This is a genomic window from Streptomyces sp. NPDC002088 (assembly GCF_040296605.1).
Classification (GTDB): Bacteria; Actinomycetota; Actinomycetes; order Streptomycetales; family Streptomycetaceae; genus Streptomyces.
The window spans coordinates 197,815-216,999 of sequence record NZ_JBEOXO010000015.1; the positions used below are offsets into that span (position 1 = coordinate 197,815).

Here is a 19,185-nt window from a genome sequence, read left to right on the forward strand (position 1 = left end):
CAAAGGCGCCGCGCCGCCGTCGGGCGGAGCCGTCCTGGCCCGGGGCTCGGGGCCGAGCCGTTCGTGATGGCGCGCAGGGGAGGAGGCCGCCCCGACGCCCCGCAGGATCGAGACCGGTTGTCCATGACACGATCCTGGACCCCGCCCGCTCCGTCGTCTTCGACTGGCACAGCCGCAAGACCGACAGCGGCCTGCGCACCGCGGCCGTTACGCTGATCTCTTGCGCCTACTGCATGGGCTGGTGGATCGCCGGGACCCTGCTCGCCACCTGGCCCCTCACCACCGGCCAGTCAGACGTCGCCCCCTCCTGATCCACGGCGTCGAGTGGTTCGCCGTCGCCGGTGCCGCCGTCCTCCTCAACCGCGTCGACGACACCCTTGGCGAGGTGGGCAAGTGACGACCGGCTCACTGACCGTCTCGGCCTCCCGATACATCGACCAGAAGGCCCGCTCTGTCAAGGCTGCCACTGACCAGGGATGGCAGACTCGGGCCTGGCAGCTGTACCACGCCGTCCCCGAGGTCCGCTTCGCCGCGACCTACCTCGCCAACGGGATGGCCGGCGCCACCTTGTACGCGGGCCGCCGCGCCGACGACGGCACGATCGAGCCAGTCCCCCCCCCAACCACCGCGCCTCGGAGATCGTCCAGCAGATCGCGGGCGGCCCCGACGGGCAGGCCAAGATGCTCGGCGCCTTCGGCAAGCACCTGACCGTGGCCGGCGAAGGCTGGATCGTCATCCGGCCCAACGCCGACATCCTCAGCCCCGACGCCCCCGAAGACGGACACGACTGGCGCGTGCTGTCCACCCGCGAGGTAAGCCAGAAGTCCGGCAAGCTCACCGCGGAGATCGACGGCAAAGACGTCGAGATCCCGCCCGGATGTCCGCGACGCTGCACGCGCGGTCCTGGAACTGCCGACGAGGTCCCTCTGACCCGCCCTGAGGCGCCGACTATTTCCCGACTGCCGACAGGGAACGGCCTTTGGCGGCGCCGAGGTCGAGCCCGGTTTTGGCGATGAGACCCTCGAGGAGGCGGGGGCGGTATTGCATCTGTTTCAGCCGCGTCTTCACCCTGGGCAAGCTCCGCTACGTCGTGGAGCAGACCTTCGCCCTGCTCCACCAGTTCAAACGCCTTGCTGTGCGCTGGGAGAGGCGTCTTGAACTCCACGACGCTTTCATCTCACTGGCCTGCAGCCTCATCTGCTGGAGGCGCCTCAAGAAGGCCGCATCATGATCCATCGGGGAGGGCCGGAAAGGCCGTGGGCCATGGCTACTCGACTTTCGCTGTTTTCGCAGACCTCCGTTGAGGCCGCAGGTCAGGTTGAGTTGGCGAAGTCGGCTGTGGCGGTGGGGAGATGGGAGAAGAATCGGCGGGGCGCTGTCAGGTTGATTGGCGGTCTGTCACCCTGCTACGAACGCCACCCCCGCAACTACCTGGCCTTTTCGGCCTCGCCCCGCGGTCTGCTGCTACAAGCGATACATTCGACTCACCACATAGGACATCTTCTTAGTCGGATACGGACGCTGTGCTGTGTTCAAGGCGGCCGGACGACACGGCGCGGGTGCCCCGAGCGAAGCGCGCCTGGATTGGCCGTTCGTACCGTCGATGGACCAGCAGAGCCACCACCTGCGCCGCCACCATCAGCCCCGCTGCAAACAGGACGCCGTTCAGCACGGCGAACCGGTGATTGACGCCGACGGCCTGCCGGGCGGACATCAACAAGGGAAAGTGAACGATGTAAAGGGCATACGAAGCCTCCCCCAGCGTGACCACGGCCGGCCGGGCGAGCAAACGGCTCCGGCCTTGGATGTCTCGCACGGCCAGCCCGGCAATGATCAAGGAGAAAGGCACGCCATAGCTGGCCCCGAGGCAATACGTCAGAGGAACGAATGGAGTTGCGGCGAGTACCGTCGCCAAGACTCCGATACGGATCGGCGCGTTCAACCGTGGCCAGGACCCCTCCTGGACGAGGCGCGCGGTGACGATTCCGAGCATGAACTCCGTCAATCGTACGGGCGGGAAGACGTAGGCGAACCAGAGCGCGTTCAGACCGAGCGGCCAGCCCGGGAGCGCTCGCCCACCGAGCGCCATCGCCAGTGCGGGGAACGTGAGGATCGCGCAGGAAAGGGCCAGCCACGCGCAACGCAGCCCGGTCCGGGTCAACCTGCGGGCAGCAGGAATCAGCACCGGGAAAAGCAGGTAGAAGAAAGCCTCGCAACAAACAGACCAAGACGGGTCGTTGAAGCCATTGAATACTTCCGGAGCAGGCACCCAGACCTTCACCAGGAACAGCTCTGCAGCCCCGCCCAGCACGGTTGCGCTGCCGCCGACCGCCATGGGGCTAGGGGCGGTCGTGACCACAAAGAAGAGCGCACCCAGAACCCAGCCCAACGCGTGGTTGGGGTAAATCTTTCCAAAGCGGCGTCGCCAGAAGGCTCGGGCACGATCCCCCGGCCGGTACGACCAGGCAAGTACGAAGCCGGAGAGGACAAAGAACCCGGATACCGCGGAGGTGGCAAGCGGCGCCGCTGGGACGGAAAGCACAGCCTGCAGTTTTTCGCTGAAGATTGCCGAACCCGACAAGGCATGGGCCATCAGGACACAGGCCGCCAGGAGGAAGCGCAACCCGGTCAGTGACGGAAGTCTTTCCGAGCCGGCAGGAGACAGCATGCGACCGTGTCTCCTTCGCTCCGGGGAACAATTTGATACCCAGTGAGCTCTCGCTCCCGGAGAGAGGTGTTCGAAGTCTCAACCCACCGGCGCTGGAGCTACCCGGTTGGTTCCCTATCCTGCCGCACTCGACCTGCCTCACGCCCTGGTCGAGTGGGTCACGATGCTCATCGTCACCCGCGAGGGTGAACCGCCGCCGCAAGCTCCCGCCGCACCAGCGTGCCCTGTTCGGCCTGGTGTACCTACGCCGCGGGTCGGTGACTGCGGTGCCCGGTAGCCCTGCCTGTGCTACACGATCACCGTCGTCTGGTACACGCTGCTCGGCCACCATCCCGACGACGCAGCCGAGACCCGCCGGCGCTCGCCCTGGTACACCACCAAGACCGAGCCGTCCTTCGCTGACATGACCGCCAAGCTCCGCCGCGTCATCATCGCCGCCCGGTTTTCCGCGGTCGATCCAGCTCAGCCCACCCCCGACGAAATCCGCGCCGTCCAGCACGCCTGGGCCACAGCCAGCGCCAACACCACCCCATGACCTACGAAAACAGCGAAAGTCGAGTGGCTATGCCGAGGCAAGAAAGTCCCGAACCGCGTCCGCGAAACCGACTGGGTCGTTGGCGTACAAGAAGTGGTCCGTCCCCAGTTCGACGAGACGGGTGCCCGGCCGCCGAGCGGTCATCTGTGCTGCCTGCTCCGCCGACAGCACACCGCCTTTGGCGCCGCGTATCAGCAGTGCTGGGCAGGCGGAGCCGGTCCAGTCTGCCCAGTGGTCGCCGTGGACCTGGTCCTCGGATTCGTAGATGTCCTTGGGGTGGAAGTGCAGGCCCCAAGTTCCGTCCGGCCGCTCGCGAACGGCGGATTCGAGGAAGGGGGCGAACGGTCCCAGCTGCGCCACGAATGTCTCCCGGCTGGGGCAGTTGCCCTCCGGAAGGTTCAGCACGAACGCCAGGGGGTTGCTGCCGTCCAGGCCGAGCTCGGCACAGCCCTCCCCGTTGACCAGCGCGGTCACTCGCTCGGGGCGGCGGGCGGCGAACTGGTAGGCATTGATCGCGCCGAGCGAGTGGCCGAGGAGAGCCGCGCGGTCCAGTCCCAGGTGGTCCATGAGGGCTTCCAGGTCGGCGAGGTAGCCCTCCCGGCTGTAGTCGGCCGCCCGGTCGGAGTTGCCGTGGCCGCGCTGATCGGGCGCTATGACCCGCCAGTCCGGGGCGAGGCGGGCGGCGAGATCGGCATACGACATGCCCTCGGACATGTGTCCGTGCAGGGCGAGCAGCGGGCGGCCCGGTCCGCCGAAGTCCACATAGGACAGGGTGCGGCCGTCGATGGTGAGCGCGGAACGCTTGGCGTTGTCGGTGTTCATGGGTTCACCGTAGACGACATTTATACGCATGTACAAGACGTTCGTGTAAGACGTCTGTATGAATTTCGGGGCAGTGTAGTCGGCCAACCCGACTGGTCGCTGGCATGCGTGAACGGCTCCAGGTTCGCGCGGAACGGGAGCGCCACGACCGGCCTGTCATCGTTTGACTGGTGGAGAGGGGCGGCAAGCGCCTCCTGGTCTGCGATGCCGCCGGACACTGCCAGTGGCCTCTCGGAAGGGCGTCCTGAATATCAAGGGCCTGGACGGGCTACGCCACGTCGTCGAGTAGAGCGTCGGCCTGCTTCACGAGTTCAACCGCCTGGCCGTCTGCTGAGAGAAGCGCATTGAACTCCACGAAGTCTCGCTCTCGTTGAGCTGCAACCTCATCTGCTGGAGGTGCCTCAAGAAGGCCTGCTCATGATCGTGTTACGAGCTCTTTGGGCTGGCCGCCGTCGACCAGGTGCTCGGCGGGCAGCAGTCCGCGACGGGCCAGGCGGGTGGGGGTGCCGGGCAGGGCCTGGGCGTCGTTCGTGGCGGCCGAGGTGGTGGCCACGTCCGTGATCACGTTGACGTTGCCGGAGGCGCACGTCTCGATGACATGCGCGGCGAACCCCTTCCAGCTGATGATGTGCCCATGGCGGACATAGCGCGCCGTGGTGTCGTAGGGAGAGAGGATCGCCGAGGAGGAGGGCGGTAGTCCGCCGTCGTCGGCAGTGCGCCAGCGCAGGCGGCCTGCCGCGTCGCGGTAGTAGTTCTGCACGACGATCTGCCGCAGGGCCTCGGCCTGCGGGCCGGGCCGGTAGCCCAATCCCTGCCGGTGGAGGTGTTCTCACAGTCGGCATGCGTCGTCGCCGGCGGCGAGGATCCTGGTCTTGGGGCGGGTGGGGTTCTTGCCCAGCGGACCGGACGGCCGTAGCGGCGCCCCCAGTCCTCGTCGACCAGGCCGGTCAGCAAGTGATCAGCGGTGCGGGCCACTTCCTCTAGGACAGCGCGGACGGCCTCGGTGACCAGTTCCAGCCGGGTCAGATCACGCACCGCGGCCAGGACGTGGGTGGAGTCGGTGCGCTGCGTGGTGCGCTCGCGCACGAGGCCGGCTTCCTTCAGGCGGGCGAGCGCCAGATCGAGAAGTCGGTCGGCGCGGTCGTCCTGGGCGAGGCGCTCGCGGAAGTCGGCCAGGACGCTGTGGTGGAAGCTGGGATCGTCCAGCTCCAGGGCCATGGCGTACTTGAAATCGATGCGGCAGCGCACCGCCTCGGCCGCCTGCCGGTCCGACAGACCGAGCAGGAACTGCAGTACACACACGGTGGCCAGTTGGGCCGGCGAGATGCCGGGGCGTCCGTCGCGCGGGTACCAGCCAGCGAAATCCCTATCACACCACAGTCCGTCGAGGTGGTCTCTCACCCACATCGCCGTCGTACCGTCCGGGTTACTCGCCCGCGCGATCTGCGCGGTCAGAAACGGGACTTGCTCACCGGAACGGGGACGGAGCGACAACGGACACCTCGGCAACTGCATCGGCCTGCGAAACAGCATCGAGCATGCCCGCTGATCATGCCGGCGCACCGGGAAAATCCAAGATCTCCGACAGAGTCAAGCTAGCCGGGTACCACCCGGCGCGGATGCCTTTCGGTCGGACGAGTGACAGACTGAAGGGCGAGTTGGCCGTCTGCGCCAGAGGACCTGGGGCCTGTCCTGGCCGTCCACTCCTTTTTGCATCCCAGCTGCGATCGATCCGTTTGCTGACCAGATGGGAACTGTTCATGACTTCTGCAGCGCCGTACCCCCCGGACCAAACCGCTCTTCTGATCGTTGACCCATACAACGACTTCCTTTCCGAAGGCGGCAAGCTTTGGCCCCGAGCAAAGGAAGTGGCGGAAGGCGTCTGCCTGCTCGACCACATGCGCACCATGCTCGCCACGGCCCGCAGCCGGGGCTTTCGCGTCTTCATCGTGCCCCACCACCAGACGACGCCGAACGACTACATCACGTGGGACCACCTGTCTCCGACCCAACAGCGCATCGTGACCCAGCAGACCTTTGCCGAGGGCAGCTGGGGGGCCGAGTGGCACCCCGACTTCCACCCCCGCGAGGACGAGCTCGTCATGCGCCAGCACTGGGCCTCGAGCGGCTTCGCGAACACAGACCTCGACTTCATGCTCAAGCAGCACCACATCCGGAAGATCCTGCTGATCGGTATGCGGGCCAACACCTGTGTGGACACCACCGCACGCTTCGGTCAGGAGCTGGGCTACCACGTGACCCTCATCCGCGACGCCATCGCCTCCTTCAGCTGGGAGGAGATGACAGCGACATTCGAGCTCAACGCGCCCCTGTACGCCCATGCCATCCTCGCAACAGATGAGTTCGTCGACATCGTGAACGGCCGGGCCGGAAAGGGGTCCCCGTAGTACCAAATCCCCGGCATCCGGGTTTGGCCGGCCGGGCGCTGGGCTGGTCGGCCCCAGCGGCTCGCCTACGGATCCTGTGCATCCCCGGCGCGCAGGAGCGCAGCGCGAAAGTCTCAACCGCGAGACGCGGGACCGCCATTGGTGTGGAGGGGTGAGCGCCGGGGCGGGAGCACAACAGGAGAACGAGGGCCCGGAAGAAGCGGAGGCGATCATACGGGGCGAGCGGAGGTACGTACGGAAGCCGCGTTCTGAGGGTGGTGACCCCTGTGAATGGGACCGATGGAGGAGCCGGTGGAGCGCGCGGCGGCCTGGCCGGGCAGGCGGTCGTGGTGGTGGGAGGCAGCGAGGGCATCGGTCTGGAGACCGCGCGACAGGTGCGTGCGGCCGACGGCGAGCTGGTGCTCGTGGCGCGCGACACCGAACGCCTGAAGCGGGCGGCGGACGAACTGAACCCGCTGAGCACGGCTGCCGGGTTCGTGGACACACCGCTGTCGGCCTCCCTTCTCGGTGACCAACTGGAGGCAGACGCGAGGAGTTGAGGAAGACGCTGCCCATTGGCCGAGTGGTCGGACCGGCGGATGTTGCCGCCCTCGCGCTGCACATCATGGCCAACGGCGCCCTCACCGGCGCCACGTACGACATCGACGGAGGCCAGCAGCTCGTCGCACACTGACCGCCCACTGCCCTCGGCCCAGGCCTCAGTCGGCTGTCGAGCGCGCGGGCTCCCGCAGGCAGCACCCCTTCGTCCGGCGCCTTTCGCGATCAGCCGCCGGCGAAGTGGGCGAGCGTCCACATGCGGCCTGATCGAACGCGTGTCTACGCTGGAACACGACACAGCCCGTTCGACAGGGTCAGGAAGCTGCCGGGCCGGGCGTGAGACGAGGTGCTCGCAACGCGTTTCGAGTGCCGTGGGATGAGTCCTCCAGGCCCGGCGCCACCGCGGATCCGGCCGTCGCCGGTATCCCCTCCGAGACGGGAGGCGCAAGCCATGGACATGAAACTCGAGGTCGTCGTGGTGCCGGTGTCCGACGTCGACCGGGCCAAGGACTTCTACACGGCGCTGGGCTGGATCGGACCACCGGACGGCAACCGCATACGGCCACGCCGCGCCCGAAAGGCGCTGTCGAGGACCTGGACTTTACCGACGGCCGCTGCCGGGAGAAGCACGGCCGCAACAAACGCTTCCGCCGTCTGATCTCCCGCTTCCCCACCGCGAAGCTGAGGGCGCGGCTGGTGGCGATGGCCGCCGAGCAGGACATCGCCATCGTCGCGGTCGACCCGGCCTACACCTCCCGGTGGGGCGCCCAGCACTGGCAGCAACCCCTCACCAGCCCCGACCGACAGGTTTCCCGGCACGATGCGGCGAGCATCGCGATCGGGCGACGCGCCCTCGGACACCCGATCCGGCGACGGACGGCACCGCCCCCACACGACCAGAGCGATCGTGCGGGGCATCGGACCGCCCAGGCCCGACCGGGCGCCCCGGGGCGTGAGGAACCCCGCCCCCGCATCCCCGGACCACGCACCAGATGCGTGCCGCCCGGCAGCGGAGCGAACGCGGGTGACCAGCGTGCCCAACACCGTTCGGAGCACGCGACTGAGCAACAGCAGTCCTGGATGCAGGACTCGCTCCCGCTCAGTCCCTAGGAACGGTCTGGCAACTGGGCAGCACCGTTGCGATCTGGTCCAGCCAGAAGGTGACCTACCCGTCGTCGTCTAGGCCGGCCCGGTGCTTGAGCAGCCGCTGTGCCACCGGGGCCCAAGACGGCGTGCCGCTTTTTCTTCCGCGCGGCACTCGGAGGCGGCCCGAGTAGCCGCCTGGCGTTCGGCCTCACAGACGGCTTCGGGGCGCGGGGCCGGGTTCTTGACGGACACAGCCCCGCTAATCCGACGGAGCGTCAGCCCGCCCAGACCTCGGCCTCGTCGGCCGGGACGGTGGTGGCCAGGCCCAGTTCCTTGCGGGCGGCGACCGACTTGTTCGGGTCGATGTCGGTGAACGCCGGGTCGTAGGCGATGTAGAACGCGTCGGCGTCGGCGGCGTTCGCGGCCTTCTTCCAGTTCCTGGCCGCCTTCGTCAGCGTCGCGCGGAGCTTGCCGACCTCGGTGCCCTCGATGCCGTCCAGGCCCTTGACGTGTGTGTCGAGGGCGGCCGCGACGGCCTTGGCCTGCGCCTTGTAGCCGGCGAGGTCGTCCTCGACGGTGTCCTTCTCGGGCTGGTTCGCCCACAGGGCCTCGTAGACTGCGTTCGAACCCGTGAGGTAGGTGGTCTGTTCGGGCTTGAGGGACTTCGCGGTGTCCAGCGAGCCGCTGAACGTGCCCTTGTCCGCGGTGTAGGTGCAGCTCACCGCGCGGTCACCCGTCGCCCAGCTCTCCTTGGTCGGGGTGTAGTAGAAGAGGGCGACGCCCTTGGGGAGCGCCCAGGTGTCCGGGGCGTACTTCTGTGCCTCGACCGGGCAGCGGTTGTCCGCGATCGTCGAGACCCCGTCGTCGCCGGGGTACTCCTTGCCCTTGTCGATCGCGAACTCGCCGACGACCTGGCCCTCGTGCGCCTCGTCGCAGGGCACGATCTCGACGGCGTACGCTGCCCCCTCGGCCTTGCCGTTCGGGTTGTAGCAGTCGCCGATGTCCAGCGAGAACACCGAGCGCTGGCGAGCCACCTTCTTCGCGCTGTCCTTGGCGCTGCCGACGGCGTCGGAGACGTCCGAGCAGCCCACCGCGCCGATCGCGAGCAGGGCGGCAACGGCGGATATACCGCGAAGGGAACGATACGGGGTACGGATTGCCATGACGTGTACATCCTATTACGTGATCTTTATGAGGGTCGCGCGCATCGTATGTCATTCCTGTGGACCGGTTGTGCGAAGGCCCTCACCTCATCGCGGCGTTTCTGACTCGCGACGGGCCGCGAGGGTTGTATCCGTGCTGTTCGCAGGTGGGAGTCGGGAGGGCCCTGTGACACTTCTGTGGAGCCGGGCGCTGTTGAGCGTGGAGGGATGTGCGCAAGGGCGGGCGTACCGCGAGGTACGGATTTGCCACGAACCGGTCACACGTCTTGTCGGCCAGATGCCCGCAGATTCGGAGCGTGCATCTGTACGTAAGCGTCGAGGCCGCTGCCCTGCACGTATACCTTCGAGCGGGCTTGCTGAAACTGGAGCTGGTTGAGCTGGGCGGCGAGGGACACAAAGGTACTGGGGTCGGCAACTCCACCCGGACCGACTCCGGGCCCCGGCCGGGAGCCCACTTTCCCGCGAACTCCTGTGATCCCGAAGGTGGTTCACCCGCGGACAGTGGTGCATCAATCGGCCTGCTTGGCGAGCCGCTGGTGCGCGGCCTGACGCGAGACTCCGAGGGTACGACCGACAGCGTCACAACTCGCACCGCCCCTGTGGCGAACCGCACGGCGGGAGGCATCTGGTCGATGACCTGCCGCTCCATGGCCGCAAGAGCGGCCAGTGCGGCCAGGGGGTCGTGCAGGCCGGTGGCCGCGACCTGCTGCCGTATGGCAGCGTGCCCCGTCGCCGGCTCCGAAAGCCCCGGGGCGTCAGTCGAAGCAGCCGGTCTCCGCCCCGTCCGTCTCGGAGCCGACCTCCATCTCGAATCCGGAGCCCGAGTCGAACTCCGGCCCGGCCTCGTAGTCGCGCTCGAACTTCAGCTGGCGGGCGTTGGTGAACTGCACGGTCAGCAGGAGGGCGTCGCCGTCCCCGCCTTTGGTGAAGCACAGTCCCGCCGTTGTTTCGGGGGAGCTCAGGCCTGGAGGGGCGGACTGCAGGCGCCAGCCGTCCGCCTTGGCGGTGGTGCGGTAGAAGTCCACGACCTTCTGTCGGGAGCCGGGGAAGGCGTAGATGCGTTCGACGTACAGCCAGGCGTCGCCGCTGTCGTCGAGGCATCCCGCGTGCACCGAGGCCAGGTCCTTCGGGACGGTCGCCCCCTCCGGGACGGATTCCAGGATCGGCTGGGAGCGTAGCTCCTTCACGCGTGTCGCCGTGTCGTCACAGGTGTTGAACGGGGAGAGCGCGGAGCAGCCGGTCAGGCTGGCAGCGAGCAGGGCGGTGGTCAGGAGCAGTGCGCCGGGCAGGACGAGCGGCCGGGTGGGGTGTGTCCGGGGCGGCATGGGGTCTCCCCGCGAGATCACCGAAGAGACGGGGCTCACCGCCGCCGTCGACCGCTACGCAGGCCACTTCGACTACACCAACTCCCGCGGCCGCACCAGCCGGCAGTTCGTCTTCACCTGGACCCCCGAGAAGCCGGGCCCGATCATCCTGTCCGAGCACGATCGCTACCAGTGGGTGCGCACCCTCGACGAGCTCCCGCCGACCACCCCGGAGCTCCGGTCCTTCCTGGAGTAGCAGTGGCCGTGACGGCAACGCCTGGGCCTGCGGCGGACTCCGGCTGGCGGCCTTGCGTGAGGACCCAGGCCGCACGACGTGCCGCGTCTCCCGCCCCAGGGGAACGCCGGTGATCCGCACACCAGAGGAGTTCGCGCGGGCGACCATCGCACGCGAAGGCGACAACGGCGCGGAGTGGCTTGCCGATCTTCCCGCCAGAGTGCAGGAGTCGGCGGAGCGATGGTTCTGCGCTCCGGACGGTGAGGTGATGTACGGAGGCGTCGGGATCGTCGTCCCCGTGCTGCGCAAGGCGAGCGAGCCCGCCGTGCTGAAGGTGTCCTTCCCGCACCCCGAGAACCGGTTCGAGCCGGACGCGCTCGCGTCCTGGGCCGGGCACGGAGCGGTCCTGCTGCACGAGCGTGACGACGACCGGTTCGCGATGCTGCTGGAGCGAGCGCACTGCACGACGTTGGCCCAGGCCGCATCGGGTGAGGAGGTGGCGGCGATCGCAGGGGGCATCAGCCGCCGCCTGGCCGTCCCCGCGCCCGCTGGTCTTCCCCGCCTTCAAGAGTTGGCCGGTGCGTGGGAGGAGCAACTACTCGAGGACGCACGGGAGTTCCCGCAGGCGCTGCCGTCCCATCTGGTGCGCGCCGCGATCACCACGGTGCGCGAACTCGGCTACCGCCAGCCGGACACCCCCATCCACGGCGACCTGAATGCGCGGAACATCCTGACAGCCACCCGCGAGCCCTGGCTGGCGGTAGATCCGAAAGGCGGGGTCGGGGATCCCGCCTACGACTGCGGCACGCTGATCAAGTCCCGCTCTGTGGTGCTCGTCGAAGAAGGCGACCTACGTAGGTCGATCCGCCGCACACTCGACGTCTTCACCGGGGCCGCCGGGCTCGACCGTGAGCGCGCGCGGCGCTGGGCGCAGCTGGGCGCGGTCCAGTCCGCGTTCGGGGGCGGCTGGGGGTCGGCTCGGGCCAGACTGGCTCTGACGTCGTTCGGCGGACCCTCGATATTGGCCACTTGGCCCCACCTGATCGAAGAGTGGCCCGTGACGTCTCGAAGCGGCCCCACTGCCGCTCGCCTGCGGGAACGACTATGCGGTGGGGCCGCCGCAGAGCGTCATCGAACGCCTGCCGGCGCCGGCGATGGCCAATTCGATGGGGCCGGTTGCCGATGTCGAAGCCAGGCCAGACCTGCTGGCGGCGGCTGGAGCGGTGGCTGCCGCGGCCGTGCGAGCCATCATCGGGGCCCCGGTCACGGAAACGCCGTGACCGGGGCCCCGCGATCAGCTGCCGCGGAAGGTGTCGACCGCCGCTAGTTCCGGTACCGGAACACGATCCGGCCGCGCGTCAGGTCGTACGGCGGGAGCTCCACCAGCACCCGGTCTTCCAGCATGATCTTGATGTAGTTCTTGCGGATCTTCCCGCTGATGTGCGCGAGCACTTGGTGGCCGTTCTCGAGCTCCACGGTGAACATGGCGCTGCGCAGGCACTCGACGACCTTGCCCTCGACTTCGATGACGTTCTTGTTCTTCGTCATCGCACCAGCTCCAGGTTGCTGCTCATCGGCCGGGCGCCGATGCCCTCGAACAGCGCCGAGGCTGCTTGGTTGGACTCGTGGACTTCGGTCCAAGCCGCGGCGAACCCGGAGCGGTGCAGCGTCCCCAGCGCGTGGGCCAGCAGCGCCCGCGCGATGCCGCGGCGCTGCTCGCCGGCCCGGACCGCGACCAGCCCGATGCGCGGCCGGTTCACCGGCACCACCCGGATCAGACCCAGGTAGCCCTCAGGCGCCGCGGCCACCGCGTACTTCGACGGGTCGACGATGGTGTCGCCTTCGGGGCGGGGAATTACCTCCGCGGGCATCGACTGCCACCCGACGGTCGCCTCGACTTCGTCACGGATCGCGCGGTCCACAGCCCGCAGCAGACTCTCGTCCGCCTGACCGGCGGGCACGATCGTCACGCCCGAAGGCGGCAGGACTTCTTCGAGCCCTGTGACCCGCGGGTCGGTCGGCACGACGTGCTCCCACTCGCGGCGCCGGATCGTGAAACCGGCCCGCCGCCAGCCGGCCGTCAGCTCGCCGTCGGCTTCGTCGACCACCGTGTACAGCGGCGCCGGCAGTTCCGCCAGCATCGCCTCGGCGAGCCGGTCGAAGGCGGCGTCGTGCCAGGCGTCGATGCTGACGAACAAGCGTCCGTCGGGCCGATGCTCCGCATGCCCGCGGCCGACCACCAGGTCGTCATCCAGTGCATGCCATTGCCTGTCCGCGACGCGCGTGATCATCACCGCGTTCTCGCTCAGGCCAGATGTGAAAGGCTTCGTGTTCATCGGAGTCTCCTTCCAGGAGTGCCTCGATCTCAGGCGCTCCTGGCGACACCGAACGTCAGCCGCCGGACCGTGACGGGTTGGGGGAGCACCCATGGGTAACTGTGTTCACGGGGCTCACCTCCATACGACGACTTCACGGTCCACCGCGAAAGTAGCAGCGGGGCGCTGCCTCGCTCAAATCTTTTCCCATGAGCTCGTAACGCGATCATGATCCGGTTTTCTTGAGGCGTCTCCAGCAGATGAGGCTGCAAATCAACGAGAGGAAGGAGCCGTGGAGTTCGATACGTCGTTCCCAGCGGACCGCGAGGGGTTTGAACTGGTGGAGCAGGGCGAAGGTCTGCTCGATGATGTAGCGGAGCTTGCCCAGACCCTTGATGTTCGGGGAGCCCTTGCGGGAGATCACCGCCTGGATGCGGCGGCGTCGCAGCTCACCGCGCACATCCTTCGAGTCGAACGCCTTGTCGCCCAGGAGGCACTCCGGCCGCCGTCGGGGCCGGCCGGGTCGTCCGGCGACGGGCGGGATGCCGTCGACAAGGTCGAGGGTCTGGGTGGTGTCGTTGACGTTGGCGGCGGTCGTGATGACGTGCAGCGGGTGCCCTCGCCGTCGCAGATCAGGTGGTGCTTGCTGCCCGCCTTCCGCCGGTCGACCGGCGACGGACCGGTCACGGCTCCCCCTTCTTCGTGCGCACGTGGGAGCCGTCCACGCACGCGCGGGCCCAGTCGAGCTTGCCAGCCGCGTTGAGCTCGGCGAGCAGGATCCGGTGCAACCGCTCGAAGACTCCGGCCCGCTGCCAGTTGTCCAGGCGCCGCCAGCAGGTCTGCCCGGACCCGAACCCCAGCTCCATCGGGAGGAGTTTCCAGGCGATGTCTTGGTGCAGGACGTACGGGATGCCCTGCAGACAGAGCCGATCATCCACTGGCCTAGGCCCCGGCGACCGCTTCGGCCAGGGCGGCAGCAGCGGTTCGATCAGCGCCCACAAGTCATCGTCCACGATCCACGGCCGAGTCGTCACACCCGCCGAACGATCAGATCGTCACAACGGTCACGCCCGACCGGGGCACCTCAGCAAGACCCGTGTCGTAGTTGCCGACCTTGGTCTGATCGTGCCAGAACATCGGCAGGCCGCCGTAGCGGCCGATGTAGCCCCAGCGCACTTTGAGAACCTCATTCACGCGTCGGTCGGTGACGACGATGGTCTCCCAGACGTCGCGCATCCCCTGGTCGTCGGGGTCGTGCTTCTCCACGAGCTGGGCGAGGTTGATCTCGTCGGCCAGGACGCGGGCAACCTCGTCGGGGAAGGGGCGGCGGGCCCGGAGCGGTTCGCCTCCGGCGAAGGGCATGCCGATGATGAACTCCCGGGCCAGTCCAAGGCGTTCGGCCGCCCGTCCCGACGTTGTCAGGGCTGCTTACCGCTCGGCTCAGCATCCCCCGAGCCGAACTGACCCCAGCTTCAACCGAATTGCTGCGACAACCCGGCGGTGAAGGTCTCTCACCTCACTCGATTCCATAGCGCCTAGTGGCGCACCCACCCGGTACGACAAGACCCCCGAGAGCTACCTCGCCGGCCTCCACCTGCGCGCCTCGATGATCTGGCTCAAAGACCTCACCCAGGCTGTCTCTTGATCACTAACCGATCCATGTCTAGAGCGCCGAGATGGAGGCCGGTGCGCGTTCGGCGCGGCTCAGTGCGCGCAGGACATTAGTCGCGCCATGCCGTCGCAGTGCGATCCGCGACAGCAGGTCCACGACTGTCTCAACGGCCAGGGCCGGGAACTCAGGTGTGGGCAGCCCGACGCTGCACGCGAGGTCATCGCAGTGAACGATGAGCTCCAGGGTCCGGCTGGTGATGAAGTCGTCGAGGCTGATCGAGAACGGTCCCCAGGTCGGGCGGCGGACGAGGCGATCCGGTGCGGCGGGCAAGGTGCCGCGCAGTTCGTCGACGCACGTGGCGACCCGCGCGGCCAGTGCGGCGGGACCGTCGACTGACTCGTCCTCGCCGCCGGATCGGATGCCTTGATTGAACGGCGTGTCGAGGTCCGAGCCGATCCAACTCACTTGCCTGTAGTACTCGTGGATTGAGATGGCGGGCTCAGAAGGTACTGGCTCAGCCAGCACCGTGGGAATGAAGAAGACCTGCCCGGCCAGGTGGCCCGCCAGCCCGCGGACGCTGAGCTTCGCCAGGGCTGAGGGCTGGTGCCAGCCGCCTGCGACCGCCGGCTCTGCCAGCAGCCTCCCCGCTGATTCCGCCACGCTCAGGTAGAGTTCCCTGGCCTGTGTCACCTTCTCGTCCCCCCTGTCGCCGACGATTGCCTCACCGGTCAACATCGCGAGCAGGTGAAGCATTCCCGGACACAACTCGCTTGGGCACGTGTCATTTTGGGCCCGCCCATGGAAGATCATCCGTCCTCAGTGGGACCAGCTCGCGGCTCTCACCTGGGACTGGACAGGGACAGCCTCGTAGATCTTGACGGGGTGGCGGTCAGAACGGCGGGTCTTCGCTGTACCCCTCGGTGGAGATCGAAGGTGCGCCCCAGGATGCGATCCAGCGGAACCCGTGTTCGAGCAGCGGCGTCAGTGTCCCGCGGTGGAGCGCGGCAAAGGTCACGACCGCCTCGTTCTCGTCGCTGCTGACCGCCGCGAGCAATCCCGGGGCCACAAAGAACTTCTCGGCCTCGTAGGCCGGCAGGAACGGACTGAGGGGTACGGGGCGCAGCATGCTCCACAACGGGTCAAGGCGCTGGGTTGGCATGCAGTAGGTGCGTGCCTGGTAGGGGGCGGCATTCATGGCTCCGTAGAGGGTGAACTGTAGGAGGAAGCGGCTCAGCGGTTCCTCTTCGAGGGTCGTCTCCGGGTTCGCTAGATAGGGGTCTTCGGTGTGCCACACGCGGGGATCGGCTTCGCTCGTGCCCTCCGGTGGCCACGGGATGGACCAGTCCATGGAGCCACTGTGCCAAACGGCGAAGACCAGCCGGTCGCCGAGCGGTCCGGAGGCACGCTCGGGCTGCTTCAGCACCGGGTCGGGGAATCTGAGCAGCGCCGGGCGGAGACGGGCCAGACGGTGGAAGGCGGCCAACGACGGCGGCAGATCACCCGGTTCGGCCGCCGTGCTCTCTTCGGCCGGCTCCGTCTCCTCGGCGGGGAACCAGCCGAGGGCGAACGACTCCAGGGCCCGAATAGGATCCGATTCCACGTGGTCGCTGGGCGTGGCGGTCCTCGGCACGGTGATCGGCGCGGCGCCCTCGGTCGGCGACGGGACGCGGCTCGCCCTCGTGGTGGCCGGGGTCATGCTGCTCGTCGGCGCGGGCGTGGTCGCCAGTTTCATCGGGCGGTCTCCGCGACAGCCGGGCACGGCCACCGCGAAGTGAGGCCCTGGCGCTCTCAGCCCGGGGGCCGGAGCGAGTCGAGAGCCGCATCGACGGTGCGGCTCAGGGAACGTGCGTCGCCGCCCGCCCGCGACCGCACGTTCACCCCGTACGCGAGCAGCGAGAGCAGCTCAGCCGCCGAGGCTGGATCGACAGCAGCTGCCAACTGCCCGTCCTTTCTTGCCGTTTCGAGCGTGGAGCGCAGCGCGTCGCACAGCCCCTGGTGGTGCCGGTCGAGGACGGCCCGCACCTCCAGGTCGTCGCTCTCCGCGCCCGCGTGCGCGTTGGACACCAGGCAGCCCCAGCGCGCGTGCTCTCCTGACGTACGCGCGCTGATCAGGCCGCGGAAGAAGTCCGCGACCGCGGGCAGCCCCCGCCCGTCCTCGGCGAGCTGCCGGAAGACGGGCTGCGATCGAGCCGCCACATAGCGGTTCAGCGCGGCGAGGTAGAGCTGCTGCTTGCCGCCGTATGTGGAGTAAAGGCTGGAGCGGTTGAGCCCCGTGGCGTTCACGATGTCCTGCACGCCGGTGGCCGCCACGCCCTGCTTCCAGAACAGGCGGACCACCATCTCCACGGTCTCGTCCTGTGGGAGGTCGGTCAGCGGCGCCTTGGCGCAGCGCCAGATCAGGAAGCGGTCCGTGCTGGGGCTCAGCGTGTGCACGGCCGCGCGGGCGAACACGGTAGCTTCCAGCGCCTGCGTGATGAGCCGCCCGGGGGAGGCGGCCTCGTCGTCGGTGAGGTTGCGGGTCTCGAAGTACCGGCCGGCGCCCCGCTTGTGCTTCTCCAGTTCGACCCGGTAGATCCGCGGGCCGTTGCTGCCGGCGTCCGGGGCCGCTTGCGGCACCTTCAACCGGTTGATCACCGACAGGTTCCAGCCGTGCTCGGTCAGCAGTAGCACTATCTCCCCGTAGGAGACTTCTCCGAACTAGGGTCTGTCCGACGAGTTGAGCCCCGGACCCGTCGCGCAGCGCCGGGATTCGAAGCGGGCCAGCCGGTCAGGTCCGCTGCCGCTCCCAATCGGCGCCGGTGGCAGGGGGCGTCGCCGGGCGGCGGGTTCAGCTCAGCGTTGCACTGGGGCTGGCGAGTAGATGTGCCCTGCGAACTCAGCGATCTGGTTGTCTGTGAGGTGCAGGGCGAGGTCGGCCTCGCTGATCATGCCGACCATCCGCTTGTTCTCAATCACCGGTAGCCGGCGAATGCGGTGGCTCTCCATCTCATGGAGCACGTCCTCGATGTCGGCGTCCGCGTCGATCCAGCGCGGGGTGCCTTCGATGACGTCGGAAGCCTTGGATTCGGCCGGGTTGCGCCCATCCGCGACGCATTTCATGACGATGTCCCGGTCGGTGATGATCCCGCACAGCCGCTCGTTGTGGGTCTCGTCACCGACGGGCAGTGCGCCCACGTTCAGCTGGCGCATGAGCTGAGCCGCGTGCTGGAGCGTGTCACTCTTGGTGATCCAGTGAGCACCGGGATGCATGATGTCCTTGGCTGTGGTCATGGCCTTCTCCTGATCGCTGTGACTCCAGACGACCTCTTTAGAGTCACCCAAGTGGCGGCAACTCGCAGCCCGAGAGGAGCGGGCCACCGGTCGTGGCAGGTCTTCCGTACGGCGAGACGATGTACATGATCCTCGTCTGGGAGGTCAGCCGTACAGGCGGCCGCGGCGGTCTGCGGCTCACGTGGGAGGAGGAGACCGGCTGGGCGTACGCCAAGCTCGGTCTGACCTGGGCCGGAGAATCGTCGGCAGAGACCGGTGCTTGGTCGAGAATTCGCCTCGCCCGAACGAGCAATAAACGAGCAATAGACGGCAGTCTGTGATCACGTGTCGCCTCCGGCCTGCCACCTGCTTGCCCGCGTCCCAGTCTCGGCTACACGCACCTGAGGCAGGCGCGGCGTCACCCCGGTGGTGACGGTCAGCGGTCGCCGCTCCGGATGCCTGTCGGTGGCCGGGCTGACCGCCTGGCGGCCGGGCTTCCGCACCCGCCTGTGCCACCGCGTGCGCGCCCACGCCGCGGGCAAGGGGGGCGCCGCAGCATGGGCGAGCGGGACTACCTCGGCCTCCTGGACGGCGTCCATCAGCCCCTCGAGGCGCAGGTCGTGCTCGTTTGGGACCGGTTGAGCACCCACGTCTCCCGCGAGATGCGGCGCCTGATCGCCGAGCGTGAGTGGCTGACGGTGTTCCTGCTGCCTGCCTACTCGCCGGACCTGAACCCGGTCGAGGGGTGTGGGCCCACGTCAAGCGCAGCCTGGTCAACCTCGCCGTCGTCGCCCTCGACCGCCTGGAAGCACTCGTACGCAACCGGCCCGCTGGGCGAGGACGGCCGGGGCAACGGCGGGTGCGTCAGGCGCTTCGTCCAGCCACACCCGCCGCACGACTCCGGTATAGCGTTCATGTCTAATCCATTGCAACGCAACAGGGGGCTGTTGTTGCGTTAAATCTCAAACCATTGCAACAATTGTCTGGCTCGTACCTGCAATAGTGGCGATTGCGAGCAACGAATCTGTTGAAGAATCTTTGAATGCAACGTAGCTTTTCTGTCATCGGAAACTACGATTCACGGGAGAGTACGATGCAGAAGTTCGACACCCCCGCTCCGATCTCCGCCGTCCTGGACATCCCCGCGGGACGCGTCCAGTTCATCGCCGCCGACCGCGCCGACACCACCGTCGAGGTCCTGCCCGCCGACCCCTCCAAGAGCCGCGACACCAAAGCCGCTGAGCAGACAGA

General features: G+C 67.9%; 19 protein-coding genes and 8 pseudogenes. 13 read left to right on the forward strand and 14 right to left on the reverse strand.

All coding sequences use genetic code 11. The annotated features are described in order from the left end of the window. Positions 1 to 220: 220 nt before the first annotated feature. Both ABT114_RS29465 and ABT114_RS29470 read left to right on the forward strand, forming a co-directional pair. The gene (locus tag ABT114_RS29465; protein ID WP_351145907.1) at positions 221 to 397 is read left to right on the forward strand and encodes a hypothetical protein; all 177 of its coding nucleotides are present in this window, start codon (positions 221 to 223) and stop codon (positions 395 to 397) included. Between the two features lie 283 nt (positions 398 to 680). Further along, positions 681 to 1,016, forward strand: a complete 336-nt coding sequence (locus tag ABT114_RS29470) for a hypothetical protein (RefSeq protein WP_351145908.1) — start codon at positions 681 to 683, stop codon at positions 1,014 to 1,016. 488 nt (positions 1,017 to 1,504) lie between these two features. On the opposite strand, the gene ABT114_RS29480 is transcribed toward ABT114_RS29470, so the two are convergent. Next, positions 1,505 to 2,668 (reverse strand): acyltransferase family protein, encoded by a 1,164-nt coding sequence (locus tag ABT114_RS29480; RefSeq protein WP_351145909.1) that lies wholly within the window; start codon positions 2,666 to 2,668, stop codon positions 1,505 to 1,507. A gap of 106 nt (positions 2,669 to 2,774) precedes the next feature. Between ABT114_RS29480 and ABT114_RS29485 the strand changes: the two are divergent. Both ABT114_RS29485 and ABT114_RS29490 read left to right on the forward strand, forming a co-directional pair. Next, positions 2,775 to 2,934: pseudogene (locus tag ABT114_RS29485) on the forward strand (IS5/IS1182 family transposase); the annotation flags it as partial. Between the two features lie 137 nt (positions 2,935 to 3,071). Continuing rightward, positions 3,072 to 3,203 (forward strand): hypothetical protein, encoded by a 132-nt coding sequence (locus ABT114_RS29490; RefSeq protein ID WP_351145910.1) that lies wholly within the window; start codon positions 3,072 to 3,074, stop codon positions 3,201 to 3,203. Between the two features lie 27 nt (positions 3,204 to 3,230). Here the strand turns inward: ABT114_RS29490 and ABT114_RS29495 are convergent, their stop codons facing one another. The 3 genes and pseudogenes from ABT114_RS29495 to ABT114_RS29505 all read right to left on the reverse strand — a co-directional run. Next, positions 3,231 to 4,025, reverse strand: coding sequence for an alpha/beta fold hydrolase (locus tag ABT114_RS29495; protein ID WP_351145911.1), 795 nt, complete (start codon positions 4,023 to 4,025; stop codon positions 3,231 to 3,233). Positions 4,026 to 4,440: 415 nt separating this feature from the next. Then, positions 4,441 to 4,833 carry a hypothetical protein gene (locus tag ABT114_RS29500; protein WP_351145934.1) on the reverse strand — a complete coding sequence of 131 codons (393 nt, stop codon included), beginning with the start codon at positions 4,831 to 4,833 and terminating at the stop codon, positions 4,441 to 4,443. 407 nt (positions 4,834 to 5,240) lie between these two features. Beyond that, a pseudogene (locus ABT114_RS29505) lies at positions 5,241 to 5,558 on the reverse strand (transposase); the annotation flags it as partial. 227 nt (positions 5,559 to 5,785) lie between these two features. Between ABT114_RS29505 and ABT114_RS29510 the strand changes: the two are divergent. From ABT114_RS29510 to ABT114_RS29525, 4 genes and pseudogenes are all read left to right on the forward strand, one after another. After that, the gene (locus tag ABT114_RS29510; RefSeq protein ID WP_351145933.1) at positions 5,786 to 6,433 is read left to right on the forward strand and encodes a cysteine hydrolase family protein; all 648 of its coding nucleotides are present in this window, start codon (positions 5,786 to 5,788) and stop codon (positions 6,431 to 6,433) included. 266 nt (positions 6,434 to 6,699) lie between these two features. Beyond that, on the forward strand, positions 6,700 to 6,972 hold the full coding sequence (locus tag ABT114_RS29515; RefSeq protein WP_502988413.1) for an SDR family NAD(P)-dependent oxidoreductase: 273 nt from the start codon (positions 6,700 to 6,702) through the stop codon (positions 6,970 to 6,972). 449 nt (positions 6,973 to 7,421) lie between these two features. Beyond that, positions 7,422 to 7,502: pseudogene (locus ABT114_RS29520) on the forward strand (VOC family protein); the annotation flags it as partial. A gap of 50 nt (positions 7,503 to 7,552) precedes the next feature. After that, a pseudogene (locus ABT114_RS29525) lies at positions 7,553 to 8,080 on the forward strand (transposase family protein); the annotation flags it as partial. Between the two features lie 251 nt (positions 8,081 to 8,331). Here the strand turns inward: ABT114_RS29525 and ABT114_RS29530 are convergent. Both ABT114_RS29530 and ABT114_RS29535 read right to left on the reverse strand, forming a co-directional pair. Continuing rightward, positions 8,332 to 9,219 carry a septum formation family protein gene (locus tag ABT114_RS29530; protein ID WP_351145912.1) on the reverse strand — a complete coding sequence of 296 codons (888 nt, stop codon included), beginning with the start codon at positions 9,217 to 9,219 and terminating at the stop codon, positions 8,332 to 8,334. Positions 9,220 to 9,974: 755 nt separating this feature from the next. Then, entirely contained in the window at positions 9,975 to 10,544 is a 570-nt protein-coding gene (locus ABT114_RS29535) for a hypothetical protein (RefSeq protein WP_351145913.1), read from the reverse strand. Here ABT114_RS29535 and ABT114_RS29540 point away from each other — a divergent pair. Beyond that, complete coding sequence (locus tag ABT114_RS29540) at positions 10,543 to 10,779, forward strand: NUDIX hydrolase (RefSeq protein ID WP_351145914.1); 237 nt, start codon at positions 10,543 to 10,545, stop codon at positions 10,777 to 10,779. The two genes, ABT114_RS29535 and ABT114_RS29540, sit on opposite strands and share 2 nt — an antisense overlap. Before the next feature lie 109 nt (positions 10,780 to 10,888). Then, positions 10,889 to 11,722 (forward strand): annotated as a pseudogene (locus ABT114_RS29545) (aminoglycoside phosphotransferase family protein); the annotation flags it as partial. 359 nt (positions 11,723 to 12,081) lie between these two features. Here the strand turns inward: ABT114_RS29545 and infA are convergent. From infA to ABT114_RS29585, 8 genes and pseudogenes are all read right to left on the reverse strand, one after another. Next, positions 12,082 to 12,306 carry a translation initiation factor IF-1 gene (gene infA / locus ABT114_RS29550; protein ID WP_010981942.1) on the reverse strand — a complete coding sequence of 75 codons (225 nt, stop codon included), beginning with the start codon at positions 12,304 to 12,306 and terminating at the stop codon, positions 12,082 to 12,084. Beyond that, positions 12,303 to 13,094 carry a GNAT family N-acetyltransferase gene (locus ABT114_RS29555; protein WP_351145915.1) on the reverse strand — a complete coding sequence of 264 codons (792 nt, stop codon included), beginning with the start codon at positions 13,092 to 13,094 and terminating at the stop codon, positions 12,303 to 12,305. Before ABT114_RS29555 ends, infA begins: the two co-directional genes overlap by 4 nt. Before the next feature lie 205 nt (positions 13,095 to 13,299). Continuing rightward, positions 13,300 to 14,107 (reverse strand): annotated as a pseudogene (locus ABT114_RS29560) (IS5 family transposase). A gap of 13 nt (positions 14,108 to 14,120) precedes the next feature. Continuing rightward, the gene (locus ABT114_RS29565; RefSeq protein WP_351145916.1) at positions 14,121 to 14,435 is read right to left on the reverse strand and encodes a hypothetical protein; all 315 of its coding nucleotides are present in this window, start codon (positions 14,433 to 14,435) and stop codon (positions 14,121 to 14,123) included. A gap of 301 nt (positions 14,436 to 14,736) precedes the next feature. Continuing rightward, positions 14,737 to 15,438, reverse strand: a complete 702-nt coding sequence (locus ABT114_RS29570; RefSeq protein ID WP_351145917.1) for a maleylpyruvate isomerase N-terminal domain-containing protein — start codon at positions 15,436 to 15,438, stop codon at positions 14,737 to 14,739. A gap of 136 nt (positions 15,439 to 15,574) precedes the next feature. Then, the gene (locus ABT114_RS29575; protein WP_351145918.1) at positions 15,575 to 16,417 is read right to left on the reverse strand and encodes a hypothetical protein; all 843 of its coding nucleotides are present in this window, start codon (positions 16,415 to 16,417) and stop codon (positions 15,575 to 15,577) included. A gap of 56 nt (positions 16,418 to 16,473) precedes the next feature. Beyond that, on the reverse strand, positions 16,474 to 17,355 hold the full coding sequence (locus ABT114_RS29580; RefSeq protein ID WP_351145919.1) for a TetR/AcrR family transcriptional regulator: 882 nt from the start codon (positions 17,353 to 17,355) through the stop codon (positions 16,474 to 16,476). Positions 17,356 to 17,517: 162 nt separating this feature from the next. Then, positions 17,518 to 17,955, reverse strand: a complete 438-nt coding sequence (locus ABT114_RS29585; RefSeq protein ID WP_351145920.1) for a CBS domain-containing protein — start codon at positions 17,953 to 17,955, stop codon at positions 17,518 to 17,520. Between the two features lie 92 nt (positions 17,956 to 18,047). Here ABT114_RS29585 and ABT114_RS29590 point away from each other — a divergent pair, with 92 nt between their 5' ends. The 3 genes and pseudogenes from ABT114_RS29590 to ABT114_RS50675 form a co-directional block, all read left to right on the forward strand. Further along, entirely contained in the window at positions 18,048 to 18,275 is a 228-nt protein-coding gene (locus tag ABT114_RS29590; protein ID WP_351145921.1) for a hypothetical protein, read from the forward strand. Between the two features lie 64 nt (positions 18,276 to 18,339). Further along, positions 18,340 to 18,760, forward strand: a pseudogene (locus tag ABT114_RS50670) (transposase); the annotation flags it as partial. 267 nt (positions 18,761 to 19,027) lie between these two features. Continuing rightward, positions 19,028 to 19,185, forward strand: a pseudogene (locus ABT114_RS50675) (DUF4097 family beta strand repeat-containing protein); the annotation flags it as partial.

Excerpts from the sequence above, each read along its gene's own strand:
- ABT114_RS29470 (WP_351145908.1), top strand. The coding sequence starts at position 681 with ATGCTCGGCGCCTTCGGCAAGCACCTGACCGTGGCCGGCGAAGGCTGG.
- ABT114_RS29480 (WP_351145909.1), bottom strand. The coding sequence starts at position 2,668 with ATGCTGTCTCCTGCCGGCTCGGAAAGACTTCCGTCACTGACCGGGTTG.
- ABT114_RS29490 (WP_351145910.1), top strand. The coding sequence starts at position 3,072 with ATGACCGCCAAGCTCCGCCGCGTCATCATCGCCGCCCGGTTTTCCGCG.
- ABT114_RS29495 (WP_351145911.1), bottom strand. The coding sequence starts at position 4,025 with ATGAACACCGACAACGCCAAGCGTTCCGCGCTCACCATCGACGGCCGC.
- ABT114_RS29510 (WP_351145933.1), top strand. The coding sequence starts at position 5,786 with ATGACTTCTGCAGCGCCGTACCCCCCGGACCAAACCGCTCTTCTGATC.
- ABT114_RS29530 (WP_351145912.1), bottom strand. The coding sequence starts at position 9,219 with ATGGCAATCCGTACCCCGTATCGTTCCCTTCGCGGTATATCCGCCGTT.
- ABT114_RS29540 (WP_351145914.1), top strand. The coding sequence starts at position 10,543 with ATGGGGTCTCCCCGCGAGATCACCGAAGAGACGGGGCTCACCGCCGCC.
- ABT114_RS29535 (WP_351145913.1), bottom strand. The coding sequence starts at position 10,544 with ATGCCGCCCCGGACACACCCCACCCGGCCGCTCGTCCTGCCCGGCGCA.
- infA (WP_010981942.1), bottom strand. The coding sequence starts at position 12,306 with ATGACGAAGAACAAGAACGTCATCGAAGTCGAGGGCAAGGTCGTCGAG.
- ABT114_RS29555 (WP_351145915.1), bottom strand. The coding sequence starts at position 13,094 with ATGAACACGAAGCCTTTCACATCTGGCCTGAGCGAGAACGCGGTGATG.
- ABT114_RS29565 (WP_351145916.1), bottom strand. The coding sequence starts at position 14,435 with ATGCCCTTCGCCGGAGGCGAACCGCTCCGGGCCCGCCGCCCCTTCCCC.
- ABT114_RS29570 (WP_351145917.1), bottom strand. The coding sequence starts at position 15,438 with ATGCTTCACCTGCTCGCGATGTTGACCGGTGAGGCAATCGTCGGCGAC.
- ABT114_RS29575 (WP_351145918.1), bottom strand. The coding sequence starts at position 16,417 with ATGAAACTGGCGACCACGCCCGCGCCGACGAGCAGCATGACCCCGGCC.
- ABT114_RS29585 (WP_351145920.1), bottom strand. The coding sequence starts at position 17,955 with ATGACCACAGCCAAGGACATCATGCATCCCGGTGCTCACTGGATCACC.